Source organism: Paenibacillus sp. 01T47 (genome assembly GCF_056398245.1).
The window spans coordinates 206,787-223,533 of record NZ_JBFTPA010000001.1 but is presented as its reverse complement, the minus strand read 5'-3'; the positions used below and the strand labels follow the sequence as shown (position 1 = coordinate 223,533).

At 45.0% G+C, this 16,747-nt stretch carries 16 protein-coding genes; 4 read left to right on the top strand and 12 right to left on the bottom strand.

The window, feature by feature from the left end; all coding sequences use genetic code 11:
* Window positions 1–140 precede the first annotated feature (140 nt).
* On the top strand, window positions 141–563 hold the full coding sequence (locus AC1DOV_RS00905; RefSeq protein ID WP_477510756.1) for a DUF4395 domain-containing protein: 423 nt from the start codon (window positions 141–143) through the stop codon (window positions 561–563).
* A 52-nt stretch (window positions 564–615) separates the two neighbouring features.
* Here AC1DOV_RS00905 and AC1DOV_RS00900 read toward each other — a convergent pair whose 3' ends face one another.
* From AC1DOV_RS00900 to AC1DOV_RS00855, 10 genes are all read right to left on the bottom strand, one after another.
* Window positions 616–1,602 (bottom strand): oxidoreductase, encoded by a 987-nt coding sequence (locus tag AC1DOV_RS00900; protein ID WP_477548917.1) that lies wholly within the window; start codon window positions 1,600–1,602, stop codon window positions 616–618.
* A 183-nt stretch (window positions 1,603–1,785) separates the two neighbouring features.
* Window positions 1,786–3,090, bottom strand: coding sequence for a 6-phospho-beta-glucosidase (locus AC1DOV_RS00895; RefSeq protein ID WP_477548916.1), 1,305 nt, complete (start codon window positions 3,088–3,090; stop codon window positions 1,786–1,788).
* Window positions 3,075–4,070, bottom strand: a complete 996-nt coding sequence (locus AC1DOV_RS00890) for an N-acetylglucosamine kinase (RefSeq protein ID WP_477548915.1) — start codon at window positions 4,068–4,070, stop codon at window positions 3,075–3,077. Before AC1DOV_RS00890 ends, AC1DOV_RS00895 begins: the two co-directional genes overlap by 16 nt.
* A 149-nt stretch (window positions 4,071–4,219) precedes the next feature.
* Entirely contained in the window at window positions 4,220–5,869 is a 1,650-nt protein-coding gene (locus tag AC1DOV_RS00885) for an extracellular solute-binding protein (RefSeq protein ID WP_339206308.1), read from the bottom strand.
* Window positions 5,870–5,928: 59 nt separating this feature from the next.
* Window positions 5,929–6,822, bottom strand: a complete 894-nt coding sequence (locus tag AC1DOV_RS00880) for a carbohydrate ABC transporter permease (RefSeq protein ID WP_076268524.1) — start codon at window positions 6,820–6,822, stop codon at window positions 5,929–5,931.
* Window positions 6,823–6,844: 22 nt separating this feature from the next.
* Window positions 6,845–7,798: an ABC transporter permease gene (locus AC1DOV_RS00875; protein WP_477548914.1), complete on the bottom strand. Its 954-nt coding sequence runs from the start codon at window positions 7,796–7,798 to the stop codon at window positions 6,845–6,847.
* 142 nt (window positions 7,799–7,940) lie between these two features.
* Window positions 7,941–8,807, bottom strand: a complete 867-nt coding sequence (locus AC1DOV_RS00870) for an AraC family transcriptional regulator (protein ID WP_076268526.1) — start codon at window positions 8,805–8,807, stop codon at window positions 7,941–7,943.
* A 225-nt stretch (window positions 8,808–9,032) separates the two neighbouring features.
* On the bottom strand, window positions 9,033–10,409 hold the full coding sequence (locus AC1DOV_RS00865) for a sensor histidine kinase (RefSeq protein WP_477548913.1): 1,377 nt from the start codon (window positions 10,407–10,409) through the stop codon (window positions 9,033–9,035).
* Window positions 10,406–11,086: a response regulator transcription factor gene (locus AC1DOV_RS00860; protein ID WP_076268528.1), complete on the bottom strand. Its 681-nt coding sequence runs from the start codon at window positions 11,084–11,086 to the stop codon at window positions 10,406–10,408. Before AC1DOV_RS00860 ends, AC1DOV_RS00865 begins: the two co-directional genes overlap by 4 nt.
* A 147-nt stretch (window positions 11,087–11,233) precedes the next feature.
* Window positions 11,234–12,052, bottom strand: a complete 819-nt coding sequence (locus AC1DOV_RS00855) for a protein-glutamine gamma-glutamyltransferase (protein WP_441877627.1) — start codon at window positions 12,050–12,052, stop codon at window positions 11,234–11,236.
* Between the two features lie 181 nt (window positions 12,053–12,233).
* On the opposite strand from AC1DOV_RS00855, the gene AC1DOV_RS00850 reads away from it, so the two are divergent.
* Genes AC1DOV_RS00850 through AC1DOV_RS00840 form a run of 3 tightly spaced genes read left to right on the top strand, consistent with a single transcriptional unit; the run spans window position 12,234 to window position 15,480 of the window.
* The gene (locus AC1DOV_RS00850; RefSeq protein WP_477548912.1) at window positions 12,234–12,758 is read left to right on the top strand and encodes a hypothetical protein; all 525 of its coding nucleotides are present in this window, start codon (window positions 12,234–12,236) and stop codon (window positions 12,756–12,758) included.
* A gap of 23 nt (window positions 12,759–12,781) precedes the next feature.
* Window positions 12,782–14,941 carry an ABC transporter transmembrane domain-containing protein gene (locus AC1DOV_RS00845; protein ID WP_477548911.1) on the top strand — a complete coding sequence of 720 codons (2,160 nt, stop codon included), beginning with the start codon at window positions 12,782–12,784 and terminating at the stop codon, window positions 14,939–14,941.
* A 17-nt stretch (window positions 14,942–14,958) separates the two neighbouring features.
* Window positions 14,959–15,480: a GNAT family N-acetyltransferase gene (locus AC1DOV_RS00840; RefSeq protein WP_441877618.1), complete on the top strand. Its 522-nt coding sequence runs from the start codon at window positions 14,959–14,961 to the stop codon at window positions 15,478–15,480.
* Window positions 15,481–15,709: 229 nt separating this feature from the next.
* Here the strand turns inward: AC1DOV_RS00840 and AC1DOV_RS00835 are convergent, their stop codons facing one another.
* Window positions 15,710–16,093 (bottom strand): GNAT family N-acetyltransferase, encoded by a 384-nt coding sequence (locus AC1DOV_RS00835; RefSeq protein WP_477548910.1) that lies wholly within the window; start codon window positions 16,091–16,093, stop codon window positions 15,710–15,712.
* Window positions 16,094–16,199: 106 nt separating this feature from the next.
* Entirely contained in the window at window positions 16,200–16,736 is a 537-nt protein-coding gene (locus AC1DOV_RS00830) for a GNAT family N-acetyltransferase (RefSeq protein WP_441877612.1), read from the bottom strand.
* Window positions 16,737–16,747 lie beyond the last annotated feature (11 nt).

Here is a 16,747-nt window from a genome sequence, read left to right as displayed (position 1 = left end):
ATATTGAAAAAAATTGGTAGTTATCGAAAGTTGTCATTTAATAATATTTTTGATCGATTAATCATTTGGTTATTGCCAAACGAGCTTAAATTATCTACTATTAAATTATATAAATCCAATACGGAAAGTTGGTTTTTATAATGAAGGAGATTCCCATTCCATTTGTTCGAAGTAACCAAGTCGGTATCGTTGCCGTACTGCTTCTTGCGATAGGCCTGCAGTTGCCTTGGCTTATTGCAGCACTTTGGATTATTCAAATAATTGGACTTATCTTCGGTCCCAAAGCTAATTTATTCATTATTGCGGCTCGCCCTTTCCTAAACGGTCGAATTTCTTCCGCACAAACAGAAGCAGCTGAGCTGCAGCGCTTCAACAACTCCCTAGGTGTAGGTTTCCTCACCTTCTCGCTGCTTAGCTTTACGCTTGGCTGGACTATAGCTGGTTATATATTTGCTGGAATGATGGGAGCTGCTGCTCTAGCCGCCATTCTCGGCTTTTGCATCGGCTGCACGATCTATTTTCAATACAAGCAATTCCGCGCACGGAGATTAAAACGCGGTTAGCTTTAAAAAAAAGAGCAATTGCCCGCATGAGGGCAATTGCTCTTTTGTATCATTATAGCTTTACAATGGCTCTGCCTTTGGCTTGCCCATTCAAGAGAGTAGCTACCTGGTCGCTCACCTGATTCAGGCCAATTTCCGAGAATAGTTCGCCCAGCATACTTGGCTTATAGGCATCAGCCAATAGCGCCCATATTTTGCTGCGAATCTCCATCCCTGCCATGACGGAATCAATACCGATCAGCCGCACTCCTCTTATGATGAATGGGTATACGGTCATCGAAAGGCCCGCTCCACCTGTCAAACCGCTCGCCGCTACAGCGCCGCCATATTTTAATTGAGACAGCACCGCGGTTAATGTCTCCCCGCCCACACAATCAATAGCTCCTGCCCATATCTGCTTGTCCAGAGGCTGCTTGGAACCAGATAGAAGCTCTTCTCTTGGCAGAATTCGCTTCACGCCTAAATCAAGCAAATACTGCTGCTTATCCAGTTTCCCCGTACTCGCTGCCACCTCATATCCAAGCTTCGCCGCAATTGCAGCAGCAATACTGCCTACTCCTCCAGTTGCACCAGTAATGAGAATAGGACCATCCTCTGGCCGAATGCCATTTTGCACAAGCTCATATACGGACAAAGCCGCAGTAAAACCTGCCGTCCCCAGTATCATGGCTTCCTTCATCGACAAACCTTGCGGCAGCTTGATCGCCCATTCCGCAGGCACACGGGCATATTCGCTAAAACCGCCGAAATGATTGACGCCGAGCCCAAATCCCGTGACCACAATTTCGTCGCCCTCTTGGAATCTCTCATCTTCACTTGATACAACCGTGCCTGCCAAATCAATGCCCGGTACAAAAGGATAGCTTTTTACAATACCGCCTTTAGGCAAACAAGCTAACGCATCTTTGTAATTCACACTGGAATACGCAACCTTAATAAGCAATTCACCCTGCGGCAAATCATTTAAGTCCAACTGCTGCGTGTTTGCGATAATCTCATTTTCTACTTTGTTAATCACAAGCGCCTTAAAAGATGACATATACGCAACCCTCCATTATATAAGCTTATAAACAAGCTGAAATTATACGGAACCTATGCCTAACTCATATTTTAATTCTAATGTAACAGTTATTGCGGGCGATTGCGACTGAGCTTACTAAGCGCAAAAAAAGACGTCTCTCACCCTAATCGGCGAAGACGTCTTCGTTCATTTATATTCTGCTTACTCTGCAAAAAACTGCGGCAAATACACTTTGTTTTGCTCCAGCATTTCATCCAGCATACGCTGCGCGTCATTCGTTGAATCAACGAGCGGGTGATGTGCGAGTGCCAGCAATGCTGTATCCCTATTGCCGGATACAGCTGCCTCAATAGCCAGCTGCTCATACACTTTCACAGCATGAATGAGTCCTTTCGCTGCCGCTGGCACAATAGCTACGGGCTGCGGAATTGGACCTTCCTTCGTAACGACACAGTTTACTTCAATACAAGCGTCATCCGGCAGAAAGTCCAGCACCCCTTGATTTGGCACGTTTAACGTTTGAATATCACCGCTGTCGTTATATAGCGAGTTCATCAGCTTTACAGCCGCCTCCGAATAATAAGCACCGCCGCGCTGTTCAAGCTGCTTTGGTTTCTCCGACAGATTCGGGTCCTTGTAAATTTCGAATAGCTCATCCTCAAGCCGCTGAACCGTCTCCGCCCGCGTTTCACCTTTGGCAGCTGCTGCTTGCTGCTCGGCCAAGATTTCGCGCTGCAAATAAAAATATTTTAAATAATAGGACGGGATTGCTCGCAATGAACGAAGCAGACTGCCATTCCAAGCGTACTGAGGTACGTTTTTAGCGGAGTACCCGTCTTGGTCATTCAGCAGCTCATCCAGCTTGGATTCACCATTAACTGTAATGGAGCTAATCCAGTGCAGGTGATTAAGCCCAGCGAATTCACATCTAATGCTATCAACCGGCACTTGGTACAACGATGACAGCCATTTATATGCTGCTATTGGAGAGTTGCATAGCCCAATTGATTTGATGCGTGAATGCTTATGGATAGCCTCTGTAACCATGCCGGCCGGGTTCGTGAAATTAAGCAGCCATGCATCTGGGCAAAGCTCCTCCATATCCTTGCAAATTTCAAGAAGAACAGGAATGGTGCGCAGAGCCTTCATCATCCCGCCTGCACCCGTCGTCTCCTGCCCAATCATATTGTATTTGAGCGGAATAGACTCATCCCAGCCGCGCGCTTCCAATCGGCCGACACGCATTTGCGTCGTTACAAAGTCAGCATCCGCCAGCACCGAGCGTCGATCCAGCGTCAAATCCAGCTTAATAGGCAAGCCTGATTTCTCAATCATGCGTTTGGCAAGCTGACCGACAATAGCCAGCTTATTCCGTCCCTCCGGTATGTCTACCAGCACAATTTCCGTCACAGGAAAGGTCGCATAATTTAATATAAAACCTTCAATCAACTCTGGCGTATAAGAAGATCCTCCGCCAATAACGACTACCTTTAATCGATCACCCATTCTGCTTGCGCCTCCTTCACTGATAAACATTGTTGTAAACAAGCATATACAGACTCTTCAATAGAAGAAGTCGTTTTATCCATAGCTAGTAAAATCGCGCCTGCCACAGGCTCCATCGTCAACACGGTCAAGCTGCAATTTGGAGCTGCCCGTTTCACATGCTCCTCCAAATAAGGCGCAACGTAGCGGCTGTCGCCGCGGGTCAGCACACTGCCAACCATAACGAGATCAAATACATCATGATTCATACTCAGCTTCGAAATGACAGCACTCGCCGTCATGCCAAGCTCCTCACCCTGCCTCTGCAGAATGCTGCAAGCTACCTCATCCTTTTGCTCCGCCGCTTCAAACAGCAGCTTCGCAAGCTGGTGAGGAATCATCCTGCCCTGATTCAAGTAGTCGTGGAACATATTTTCAACGGTGTCGTAGCCTAGTTGTTCAAGGGTCAGATCCGTAAGCAAGGTAGCTTGCCCTCTGCCCTCCCATGAGCGTATAACTGAACGAAAAACTTCCACTGCCAGCAAGCTTCCTCCGCCAAAATCACCGAAAGCATAACCGAATCCGCCGCATTGCAAGCTCTCGCCATGGCGATTAACGCCAAAGCTGTTTGTCCCGCTGCCGCATATGACAACAACCCCATCCGGCTGCTTCGTACCGGCTCTCAGACCGATTACCGTATCGCAAACGATCTCGTAGTTTTCAAACCCAAGCTTCGCGATCATCGGCCTTAATATTTCAAAGTCAGCTTCGCGATCTGCTCCCGCCAAACCAAATACTGCATACGCAATCTGCTCCTGTGTTACTTTTGCATGCATCATGGCATGGATAACAGCAGCCTGAATATTGCTTCTAGCAAGTTCTACTCCTAATTGATGATTGCCGCAGCCGCTCTCACTAGCGCCCACAACCCTCCCCATTTCGTCACATACAACAGCGATCGTTTTACTGCCTCCACCATCCACACCCAAATAATATGTCAATTATATTCTCTCCCATGCGAATACTTGGTTTTGGAGGCTATTCTCTTCTCGCCATGCATGCAAACTAATCGCTTAAGCATGAACAATAGAGAATATAGCCTCCAATCCCACTGCTGCAGTTGAAGCCAGCTAGCCTGTAATTAAAAACACTATTTTTTTAATTTGCTTACGTTTTCTTGCCACTTCTCTGTCTTGTATTTCAAAAGCTTCTCATAACCAGCTTGCTGTGCATCGGCTTCAGCCTTATCCAAAATTTGATTAACTTCTGCATCGGAGGATGCATTCATAATCGCTTTCGCTCTCGACTTCTCATAGATGGAGAATACGCTTGAACCAACGATGCCCTCATCTGTATCTCCAGCAGGGTCCAAGTTAACGAACTCTGTCGTATCGAGCTGCGTTTTCCACGTAATTTCCGATTGCCAGTATGTTTCCCAGCTCCGTTTCTCCACAGGCAGTGTGGATTCAAACTTCATCTTCGAGTTGTCTACATATACCGTATTTCCTACCCATTGAAAGTTAACGATTGAAGCCATTAATGCCTCGCGCTCTTCCACGTCATTTACAAACTTATCGGTGAACAATGGCGCTTCATCAGCATCCACTCCGTCCCAATAAATCCCCTCTGGTCCCCACATACTAAGGCGCTGTCCTTCTGGACCCGTGAACCAATCCAAAAATGCGAAGATCGCTTCTGGGTTTTTAGCCGCTTTCGTAATGACACTGACGTTCCAGCCTAGCTGCTTGTAATCGCCAGGGAATATTTTGTTTTTATCAAGTCCCGCTTTATGAACCGGCCATGTGATGAAATACCCCGCACTTGGGTCCTTGGCCGCCAATAGCGCATTCCCCTTTGCACCATACTCCGTCGGGCTGGAAGCCGCGTAAACTGCTATTTTTCCCGTTACAATCTTCTGCTCCACCTGCTCAGCCTTTTGCGTAAAGCTATCTTGCGAAATCAGTCTTTCACGGTATAATCTGCTTGCGTATTGAATCGATTCCCGGTAGACAGGATCTGTAAAGATCGATACCAGCTTATCGCCTGACGGTACAGCCATCATTGCATTGTACGTATAAGGACGATTTTCAGCAAAAGCGGATGCCATAATATCGATACCCGAAGCGCTTTGTCCTACTTCCAGAGGGACTACATCCGGATATTTCTCTTTCACCAGCTTCAAGTAAGCATAAAGATCGTCCGTTGTTTCCAAGCTCGGCTTGCCAAGCTCATCATGGATCTTCTTGTTTACCAAATAACCTGCATTGCCATTAGGCTGCGTCGTATACCAGTTCGGAAACTGATACAGCTTGCCGTCGGATGAGCGAAGCATATCCAGCGTAGCCTCACCAGCCCATTTCTTCAAATTCGGATATTTATCTAAGTAATCGTCAAAAGCAACGAGCATTCCTTCTGAGCGCAGCTTCTCTACGTCTGCGTTGCGCTCCATCCAGATCACATCAGGCAGCTCTCCCGCTACAATCATCGTGTTGAACTTTTGTTTCGCATTGCCTCCTGAGCTGATTGGCACCACATTTACTTTCTTATTCTCCTTAATCCATTTCGTCGATAAATCGTCGCCCCAAGGAGGCATCGTATACCAATCATAATGGCCGTAAAAAGAAAACTCGAGCGGTTGATCCCCAAGCACAAACGCAGCTTTGCTAGAATCCGGCTTGTTGTCGGTTCCTTCCTTTACCCCGGAATTCGCCCCATTATTGCTTGAACATCCTGTTAGTGCAAGTACAACGACAAGTGTGATTGACAATGCTGCATGAAAAGCTTTACTGAATTTAGCCATCGCTTAAACTCCCTTCTGCTTGTCTATCTATGGTTAAAGCTGACGCTTTAAACCCTTGGTTATTCCTTCAAAGAACCAACGAGAACACCCTTCACGAAATACTTTTGTACAAAAGGATACACGCATAAAATCGGAACGGTCGCCACCATCATGGTTGCCATGGATAACGACTTTGAAGTTACCGCTTTCATTGCACTCATTCGGCCTTGTGCCGCTGAATCCATTTGGGACATTTGCTCCAGCATAATATTGGAGTTCAATATTTGCTGCAGCTTCGTTTGAATCGGCAATAGGTTAATATCTGAAATATAAAGACTCGGTGAAAACCAATCATTCCAGTGATACACCGCCGTGAACAACGAAAGCGTTGCAATGACAGGTCCCGATAGAGGAAGAACAATGCGAAATAGAATACCCCAGTTGCTGGAGCCGTCAATTTGTGCTGATTCCTCAAGTCCATTCGGAATGCCAAGAAAGAAGGTCCGGAATATGATCATGTTCCATACGCTGATAATTCCCGGTATGATCATAACCCAGAACGAATTCATCAAATGAAGCTCACGAATGAGCAGGTAGCTCGGAATTAATCCGCCGCTAAAGTACATGGTCAACACGCAAAAGATCATGTAATACTTTCGTCCAACTAAATTTCGCTTACTCATTCCGTAAGCAAAAATCGCTGTTGCTGCAATGGATAGGAGCGTACCTATGACCGTACGAAGAATAGAAATAATAAATCCATCTATAAGTCGTTTGTCCTTAAAAACGACCTCATAATTGTCTAACGAGAAGACGCGCGGCCAAAATGTAATTCCACCGAGCATCGTATCGGTTCCCGCATTAAAGGAAATCACTGCAGCATTCCAGAATGGATAGAAGGCTGTGAAGCCTAACACAAACAATAGAAAATAGTTGACTGCCATAAATGTTTTGTCGCCAAAGGATAATTTCATCGTTTCGCCGCCCTTTCTCTCTTTACCACAAGCTGTTGCCTGACCGGCGAGCCAAATAGTTTGCTCCTGCTAATAAGCCGACGCTAATAATTGCTTTGAATAGACCGGCAGCCGTTGCATAAGAGAAACGGGAATTTTGAATACCCAGCCTATACACATAAGTGTCGATAACATCACTTACGTCGCGCAGCACAGGGTTTCCAGCTAGCAGCAAAATATCTTCAAATCCGGCATTCAACAGGTTGCCAATTGCTAATATCGAGAACACAACAACAACGGGCATAATCGATGGAATCGTAATCGTAACAATTTGTCTCACTCTGCTGGCTCCATCAATTGAAGCCGCCTCATACAAATGCGGGTTAATGCCTGCAATAGCAGCTAAATAAACGATAGAAGCAAAGCCAATTTCCTTCCAAACACCGGTTGTGACAAGGATCGCCCAGAAATACTCCGGTAAGGATAAGAAATTGATTGGCTCTTTAATGAGATTCACGGATTCCAGCAGCATATTTAAGCTTCCGTTATCGGTGGATAACATCGATATAACGAAGCCCGATACGATAACCCATGACAAGAAATGAGGCAAATAGCTAACCGTCTGAATAATTCGTTTAAACGTACGGTTATTAATCTCATTCAGCATCAGTGCCAGCACGATTGGCGCTGGAAATCCAATGCCCAGCTTCAGCAAACTGATGACGAGTGTATTTCGCATAACCACCCAAAACTCAGGAGCATTAAAAAACATTTCAAAATGTTTAAACCCTACCCACGGACTGTGCAAGAACCCTTTGAAAATGCTGTAATCCTGAAAAGACATCAGCACCCCATACATGGGAATGTAGTTAAAGACAAAAATGAAGAGCAACGCTGGTATAACCATGAGCTGAATATCCCATTGTTTGATAAAGCGTTTCGTCTGCCCGGGCTGCTTGTACACACGCTGTTTGGTTTGTAGATCTGTTTGCAGCATGCTCCCCCCCTTTTTTCTAATGTTAGTTAAAGTAACATAAATGCGTTATCCATTCGTCATGTGTTTATTTTATCTTTTCCGCTGTGTTGATTCTCCTCTTAAACGATTGATAACTAACACTATCTTACTGTTTCCAAATGATTTAGCCTCTTGCGATTTTCGGGCAGGAGCCAATGTGCTTCTTAAATAAACGGTTGAAATTAGATAAGCTGCGAAAACCGCATTCCAGTGCGATTTCTGTAATTTTCATATCACTGGTTTCGAGCAGCATGACGGCATGCTCTAAGCGAATATGAATCAAATAAAGTAGCGGAGGCGTCCCTACTGTACGCCGGAAAATATCGCTAAAACGGGAGGGGCTTAAGTAAACAAGTCCTGCGAGTTCCTCAAGCGTCCATGGATATGCAAAGTTTTTTTGCATGTCGTAAATGACCTTGCGCATTTTGTCCAGCTGCCTTGCGCCGATGCTGTCCTTTCCCCGATTTAACCCCTCTCTGCGGAAGTAACGATTTACGCATGCATGAAAGCGGATTAAATTTGAATAAACCAAAGAACCGTAAGAGGTTTGCTCCTGATCATGTTCATCCTGAATTTCAAGAAGCAGGCTTCTAAGCTCGTTCATATGAGGCTCATTGCGGTCCAGCAAATTAGTGAAATGGACCCCCATTTCCTTATAGGGATGCAAAATTTCTGAATCATAACGGACAATATTTAGCAGCCAAGAAGCATCAAAGCAGATCACTTGCATGACCAAATCCTTGGTTTCGTAAGCGCAGTGCAAATCATTCGAGTTAATAAGCAAAATATCACCTTCTTGAAACTCAAACGTTTGCCCGTTAATGATGTAATAGCCGGTTCCTGATTTAATTAAATTGATTTCAAGCACATCATGCCAATGAAGCTTCTGATAGGTCGCATTGACGCCTATCGTTTCCAATACTTGAATGGGATAATGCTTAGCCAATATGAGCTTTTCTTTCGGAATATCCATATTTAACAACTCTGTCATAAAAACCACTCCTCAGCATGAAAATGAGCTTCACAAAGCATGTAAATGACATAAAACTAACATAAGATTAAACAATTAAAAACCTTTTTTTATTCATGTTACAAGATTTGCAACCGAATAACCTCACATAAAAGATACATATTTACAAAATAAAAATACCTCATTCCCCTTATATTTAAAGGAATGAGGTATTTTCTATATTGACAACGATAATTACATAATAACTTAAGCTCGCGGAAGGGTAACGGTAACCGTTGTTCCAACTGCCCGCTTGCTTTGAATAGCGATACTGCCTTGATGCAAAGCCACCAATTTCTGCACGATAGAGAGTCCAAGCCCGCTGCCTGAAGTAGCATCATTGCGAGCTTTGTCCGCCTTATAGAAACGGTCAAAAATGAATGGGAGATCATCCTCTGATATGCCCGTTCCCTGATCTTCGATGACAACAGTAATGACGTCGCTCTCCACTATTTTAATGCTGATCGGCCTTCCTGCATCCGAAAACTTAATGCTATTGGCAATCAGGTTTAACCACACCTCATAGAGCAATTCTTGATCAGCATGGATCGTCGTATCCGGCAGCTCAAGCTCCAAATACAAATTTTTCTCCGACCATTGCCACTCGAGTGTAATTAACAGCTGGCGCAGCTGTTCGTCTAATCGAAAGCTTGTCTTATGGAGCGGCTTATTATCCTTGTCGAGCGCAGCAAGTGTTAGAAGCTGCTTGCTCATGCGGGATAGACGTTTGCTTTCTTTTTCTATAATGGCCATATAGCTATCCGTCTGCTCCGGCGTCGTTTCCTTATCGAGCACAGCCCGGGCTAATCCCTGCATAGATGTAAGCGGCGTCTGAAATTCATGCGAGACATTCGCCACAAATTCTTGCCGCATCTGATCCAGCTGCTTTATCGCCACCGACATCACCGAGAAGTTGCGAGCCAGCTCGCCGATCTCATCCTTGCGCGAGAGCTGCAGCCCCGCTTCAAAATCACCTGCAACGATCTTTTTCGTTGCTCTCGTAAGCTCATTGACCGGCTTCACAATGAGGCGCGATAAGAACACAATTAACAGCAAGCTGATGACGAAGGTAGCACCGATCAATATCGCTGCAATAATACGTATTTCGCCAATTTGCTGCTGCAAGTCAGGGCGGATAAACAGCGCTGCATACCCATCCTGTGTCTGAACTCTCATACCTGCTGTGTTCAAAACACTATTTTTGAAATAAGAGAACAGCTCCAGCCGTCCCTTCTGCTCCTCCAGCCCCCGATAAACCGCTCCGTTCAGCACCGATTGCATTTGCTGCTCGCTCAGCTTTCCATGCTTGAACGGCGAGCCATAGGCTTGTCCTTGCAAATGGTCATGAACCAAATAAATTTGAAAGCCAAGTGCTGCAATATGCGTCAGATAGCTATCCAGATCCATTTGCGGATTTTGCTCATATTGGGTGCTGATGTTTTGAGCGATCGCGATCATTTTTTGCTCATTGCTGGATTGCTGATTATTTTGATAGTACAGCCCCGTAAATAGCAAGCCTAGAATAAGGCTAATCATAGCAACCATCACAAACGTGAACACAATTCGAACATACAGCGACTTCATCCCTCATGCACCTCCAGCTTATAGCCGAGACCCCTGATCGTTGTTATCGTGAAATCGTCCTGACAATCCGCGAAGCGCTCGCGCAGCCTTTTAATATGAACATCAACCGTGCGGCTGTCTCCTTTAAAATCCGCGCTCCAGATGAGCTGAATAAGCTGTTCCCGTGTATAAATGCGGCCTGGGTGGCTTGCAAGCTGTGACAGCAGCTCAAATTCCCGCAGCGGCAGGGTAATCACTTCATCGCCTATTTTAATTTCATAGCCTCTTCGATCAATGGAGACGTTCCCGAGCTTAATAACCTCAGAGGATACAAGGCGATAGCGGCGCAGCAGCGCTTTTATACGAAACAAAAGCTCCTTTGGCTCAAACGGCTTAACTAAATAATCGTCCGTCCCGGAGTCAAACCCTTGCTCCTTGTCCTCCATCTCCGCTCTTGCAGTCAGCATCATAACGGGAATGTCATAATGCTCTCTGATTTCGCGGCACAGCTCGTACCCATTTTTACCGGGCATCATAATATCGACGACAGCAAGATGTACCTGTTCATTCTCAAGCAAAATGGACGCTGCTTGTCCATTTTCCGCTTCGAGAACGACATAGCCGTCTTTGCCCAAAACAAAACGCAAAAGCTCCCGAATGGAAGGATCATCATCTACAATTAACACATGCATTCTCATTGGCTTGCTCCCTACAAATGATCATATTTATCATAGCTGTTTCCATTATACTCCTCCATGCACGCGAAGCGAAAACACCTGTATTCGAGAGCAGCAAACGCATCTCCTACAGGTGTCTTTTCACCTATCTCAAAGACCCGAATCATTTTAATATCTAGCCGAACCCGTGCCTATTCTTGCCGCAATGCCGAGCTGTTCGGAACCGCTTCCCCCATCCCACCAAACGTCCCTAACGTTTAAGCCGCGCAAGTATTCATAATCTGGATGTACCACAATATCCTGCAAGTAGGCAGATATAGAGGCATTCTCATAGCGCATGCGATTCAGCGCATTAATGATATCTAGGCTGGATTCAATACCGATGCCATGGCCGAAATACAAATCATCATCCAGCATAATGACATTCTCACCTTGCCATTCCGGTGTATCCGGATCATGGTGAGGGTTCTTGAAGTAGAGCGCGTCGCCGGGGTAGGCTTCATTTTTATCATAGGTAGTTATTAAGCTTAAATCACGGTCGTATTGCCAGTCTCTTAAGAACAGGTTTTTAAAATAAGCGTTGAACACAGCATCGCCAACCGTATCAAGCACTGCTTTATAAAAGATAATGATAATGGCGCCTGCGCATTCAAAGCCATACAAATGCCCATTTTCAAAAATATCGTTAATGCCAACCGAAGGCAGTACGCCTCCCTTTAGCTGAAAGCCGCCGTTTTCCGTACGCGTCCAGTATTGCTCATTGCATTTTGATCCTGCGAAGGTCGCAAAGCTCACTCCACTGGCATAAAGCGCTTTGGCTGCTTCAACCGTATGCATGCGCGTTTTCAGCTCAAATTCGAGCGCATCAACTGATGGATAGCGATAGACAACCTGGCTCTTCTGCTTCTCTTGCAGTATTTTTCGTTCAATCTCCGATAACGTCAAAGGATTAATCGAAAACGTAGGACTACCCGCAACAAGTATCACCTTAGTTTTCCTCCATTTCATTCCAAATCGATTAGGTTATTGTACGTGTAAATAGAAAAAATGTGAGTATGGATGCGGAATAGGGACGCTGCAAATGTTGTCGAATACACAATCAATCTTCTGTTCATTGTCAGATCATGGTATAATTTGGTCATTATCTTGAAAGAAGGTAATTAAGCCTATGAGCTATTATTTCAACATTTGCTCTACTGCCAAGTATCAAGAGGCCTACATCACTTTTTTGCTGGAACATTTCGTCCAGCTAAACCTGCCCTATTCCTTTCCTGTCTCTCTCAGCTACCTTTCAAGCCCTCTGTTTATGGAGAAAGAATCTATTTTATTTCGCAATCCCGATGATGAAATCATAGGCACAATAGGGTACATACACGGCACCGGAGATCAAAACTATGAAAATGAGCATATCGTTCAGATTCAGACGTTTTTTATTAAGGAAAGCTATCGAAGCACCCGATTGTTTCTCCAGGCTTCACAGTTTCTCGCTCAATACTTAGCCCAGTTGAAACAGCCTGTTACAGAGCTTCGGTTCTGGATACCCGCACAGCCGAATCTTCAGCGCCTTTGCGCGAAGTCAGCTAGGAAAGTGTCGGTTCAGGATTCGGATCATGGCGTTATTGAAGAGTATGTAATGGATTTCACCCATTGGCACGATGATGTGATGAAATACCCTCATGAAAATTATTTTTAAGCTCAGAAGGAGCACAATCCGTCATGGTATTTATTGTTCTTAAGCACTTAGCAGGCTATATGCGTGCCTACAAGCCTCTGGCTATATTTTTTTTCGTTACGCTATTTTTAGATCTCATCTTCATGTCACTAGCGCCATTGAGCTTTCAATTTCTAATCGACAAAGCCATCCTTCCTAAGGACCTGCATGCCTTTTCTCTTATCATCATCATTTTGGCGGCTAGCGGCATCTTCTGCCTCAGCGCTGGCGTTTTCAGCGATTATGCTCTTGCCAAGCTGAGTGCAAGGGTGCAGCAGGATTTGCGCAAACAATTATTTGAGCATATGCAGCAAGTGAACCTCGCTTTCTTCCAGAAGACGCGCTCAAGTGAGCTGCTTTCCTATTTCACAGTCGATCTTCCTTCCATTGAGCGAGCAATGAATGCAATTCTCACGGTAGGAATACAATCTTTTTCCGTTGTAGTCATTAGCACCGCGGTTTTATTTTATTTGCAGTGGAGTATGGCACTAGCCATATTGTTTGGGGCAGCCCTTATTTTTGCCGGTCCTTACTTGCTGGGCGCTCGCGCGCAAGCCATTAACGTCGCTCATAAGGAGCAACTCGATCATTTAACAGGCGACATACAGGAAAACATTAGAGCGCAAAAAGTAGTCAAAGGTTTTAATCTCCAGCAGGCGATGACACATAAATTTGTGGGCAGACTGCAAACGATGTATCTCATTCACTATCGAAAAAATGTGATTAACGCTCAGCTGGAGCGAATTCCGCTGATCAGCTTACTCCTGATCAATTTATCCATTATTGGGCTTGGCTCTTTTCTCGCACTTCACGGACATATTACGATCGGGGCTTTGGTTGCCTTTTTCACGATGTATACTTCAATGGGAAATTCCGTTTTTAATTTAACCGCAACGATTCCAGTCTTCACGGATGCTTCCGTCAGCATTGAGCGAATGAACAAGCTGCTGCAAGCGCCTAAGGAAACAACGGGTAAAGCACTTATGACGAGCCCCCTAAATCATTTGCCGGATATTCGCTTTTCAGACGTTTCCTTTCGCTATAACGAGGAGCAGGAAGCACTTAAAAAGATTAATTTACATATTAAAGCTGGAACAACGGCTGCATTCGTAGGCTCTAGCGGCTCTGGCAAGAGCACGCTCGTACAGCTGGTGCTGGGCTTCTATGACCCGAGTGCAGGTCAACTCGAAATCAATGGTATTCCCATGCAGGAACTAAGTCGAAGTTCTTACCGAGATCAGCTCGGCGTTGTATTTCAAGATAACTTTCTCTTTCGAGGTTCCATTATGGACAATATTCGCATCAGCAAACCAACGGCAACGAGGGAAGAAATCATAGAAGCTGCTAAACAAGCTGAAATTCATGTGTTCATCATGACGCTGCCAAATGGTTACGATACGCTGGTGCTGGATGATGGGTCTAATTTGTCTGGAGGGCAGCGGCAGCGGCTCGCCATTGCTCGCGCGATATTAAAAGATCCCCAACTATTATTGTTGGATGAAGCTACCTCTGCGCTAGACCCGATAGCTGAAGCATCTATTAACCGTACATTTAGGGATTTGTCACGCAATCGAACCGTAATAACCGTTACGCATCGTTTATCTTCTATAACAGGTGCAGATTGCATTTTTGTGTTTGATAAAGGTGAGCTGGTCGACATTGGGACTCACGAGGAAATGCTTGCACGCGGAGGCTATTATAAAGAATTATGGGAAAAACAGAATGGTATGCTGATTTCAAATAGCGGGCAGGAAGCTGATATTGATGAGGAAAGGCTCGCAAAGCTTCCATTCTTTCAAGGTATTGATAACGAAGTACTGAAAGAAATTAGAAGTCTGTTCAACACGGAGACATTTAGCGCAGGCCAACCTGTCATTCATGCCGGAGATCAGGGTGAGAAATTTTACTTAATTGCACGCGGCCGGGTTGAAGTATCACGCAAGGACGCAAATGCGATTGATGGAAAGCTTCGACTTGCCATATTAGAGGACGGAGACCATTTTGGTGAAATTGCTTTGCTTAACAATGTGCCGCGTACAGCCGATATCACAGCCATTACACCTTGCGTGTTCCTTACCTTGCAGCGGAAAGGGCTTCATTACGTGTTATCTAAACATCCTGAAATCAATAACCGAGTCAGGCAAACGCTGAAGGAACGAAAATAGAAGGAGGCTGCTTATCGATGCTTGCGCAGTACCGCGTTTGTAAGAATGATGCTGATTTAGCACAGTATGCCCTATATTTCATCAGGCATCGCACCGATTTCAGCAGCAAGTTCTCGCTTCCGGATACCTTATATCATATTTTACAGTCTCTACAGCAATCCAAAGTAATGCTAATCCTAAGCCTGGAGGGCGACACGATTGGATGGGCGCATTATAGATATTTGTCTACGGAATATGAGCCTGTTCGAGAAGGGGAAATTGCTTTCGTAGATTCCGTCATTATAAACGACGCCTATCGAAGCGGCCAATTGTTCATTAACGGCTTTCATTTTCTAGCAAACCATATCGCCGCTGAGAATCCGAAGGTCAGGACATTTGAATTTCACGCGCTTGCAAGCCATGCCTATCTGAACAGACTTTATTCCAAATTTGCGACTATAGTAGGACAAAGAGATGGGTACCATGAAATAGAAAACGCCTATTCCACTGATTTCAACCAACTTCTTCACTACTTAAATCGAACAAAAAATGACAATTGACGCCACTTTATTCCATATGTTACTGTAAATATATTCTATTATTAAAGGAGGTATTTACATGTATCCACCAAGAATAAATGCAAACAATAAAACCGACCGCAAACCACTTCAATTTTCAAACCTGCTTAAGCTGAATGAACAAGCTAGAGTAACTACTGCGAAGTAATCGTTATAGGCAGCAAAAGAGCCATCCACCTTTGTAGGTAGAGAGCTCTTTTTTTGTTGCTTATTAGTTGGACAATCCGCCACTTGCTGCACCCGCTCCGCTGGAGCTGTACGAGTCGGAATATTCCGTGTTGGTTTTATCCCATACATCCTCATATGCTGGATTCCGCTTGAACTCGGCTAGCGCATAGGAGCAAGAAGGAATAATCCGTCTGCCCTTCTCCCTAGCCTCTTCTACTACAAAATCAAGCAGCTGCCGCCCCAAATGCTGGCCGCGATAGTCGCCATCCACATACGTGTGGTCAATGACCCAGGTGTTTACGTCGACCATCGTGTAAGTGATCTTACCGATCGTTCCTTTGGTTGTTGTCAGAACGTAGCTGTTGCCTTGCTTTTGTGCCAATATTTCCTCTTCTACTTCGCCATACAAGTCTCTATCTGTATCCATTGTTGCCTGCACCTCCTAGAAAGCTGTTAGTTATAGCTTCTTATGGTCAAGCTATCGGTCTACTACTTCTTACCCCGATAGAGGAACAATGAATCGTATGGGCAATCTATTTGCTATTTTCCGAAGAGGAATTAGGCGCTTCCTTCACCATGTATAACACTAGTTCATCGTCGACACGAACCATGCTGCCGGGCTTCACAATAACATTCTCGTACGAAATCCCTCTACCGTCAGGAATATAGCCTCTGCGAGCGTAAATGCGCTGTGCACTGCCATAGCTAGGGTAGAGCCCTACACCGATGCCGACAATTCCGTATTTTTCAAATGCGATCTGCTCAATGCCATCCATCAAAGCATTCCCAATCCCCTTGCGCCGCAAGGCTGGGATCACATCAAAATTGTTTATTTCAGGAATGTTGTTTTGCTGAAAATAGGGATAATACGATTGTGACAGCAGATGCAGCCATCCAGCGAACTGACCCTTGTAGAAAGCGACAAGGGTGACGCGCTGTCCCGTTTTATTTTCTTCCCAGCATCTTGCGATATAATCTAATCGCTTACTAATATCTTGATGTTCAATCGCATGAAAAATGACATTGACATCATCATTTTCCATCGCTCTTATTTGCATGTCTTCACGCATTCGATCATCCC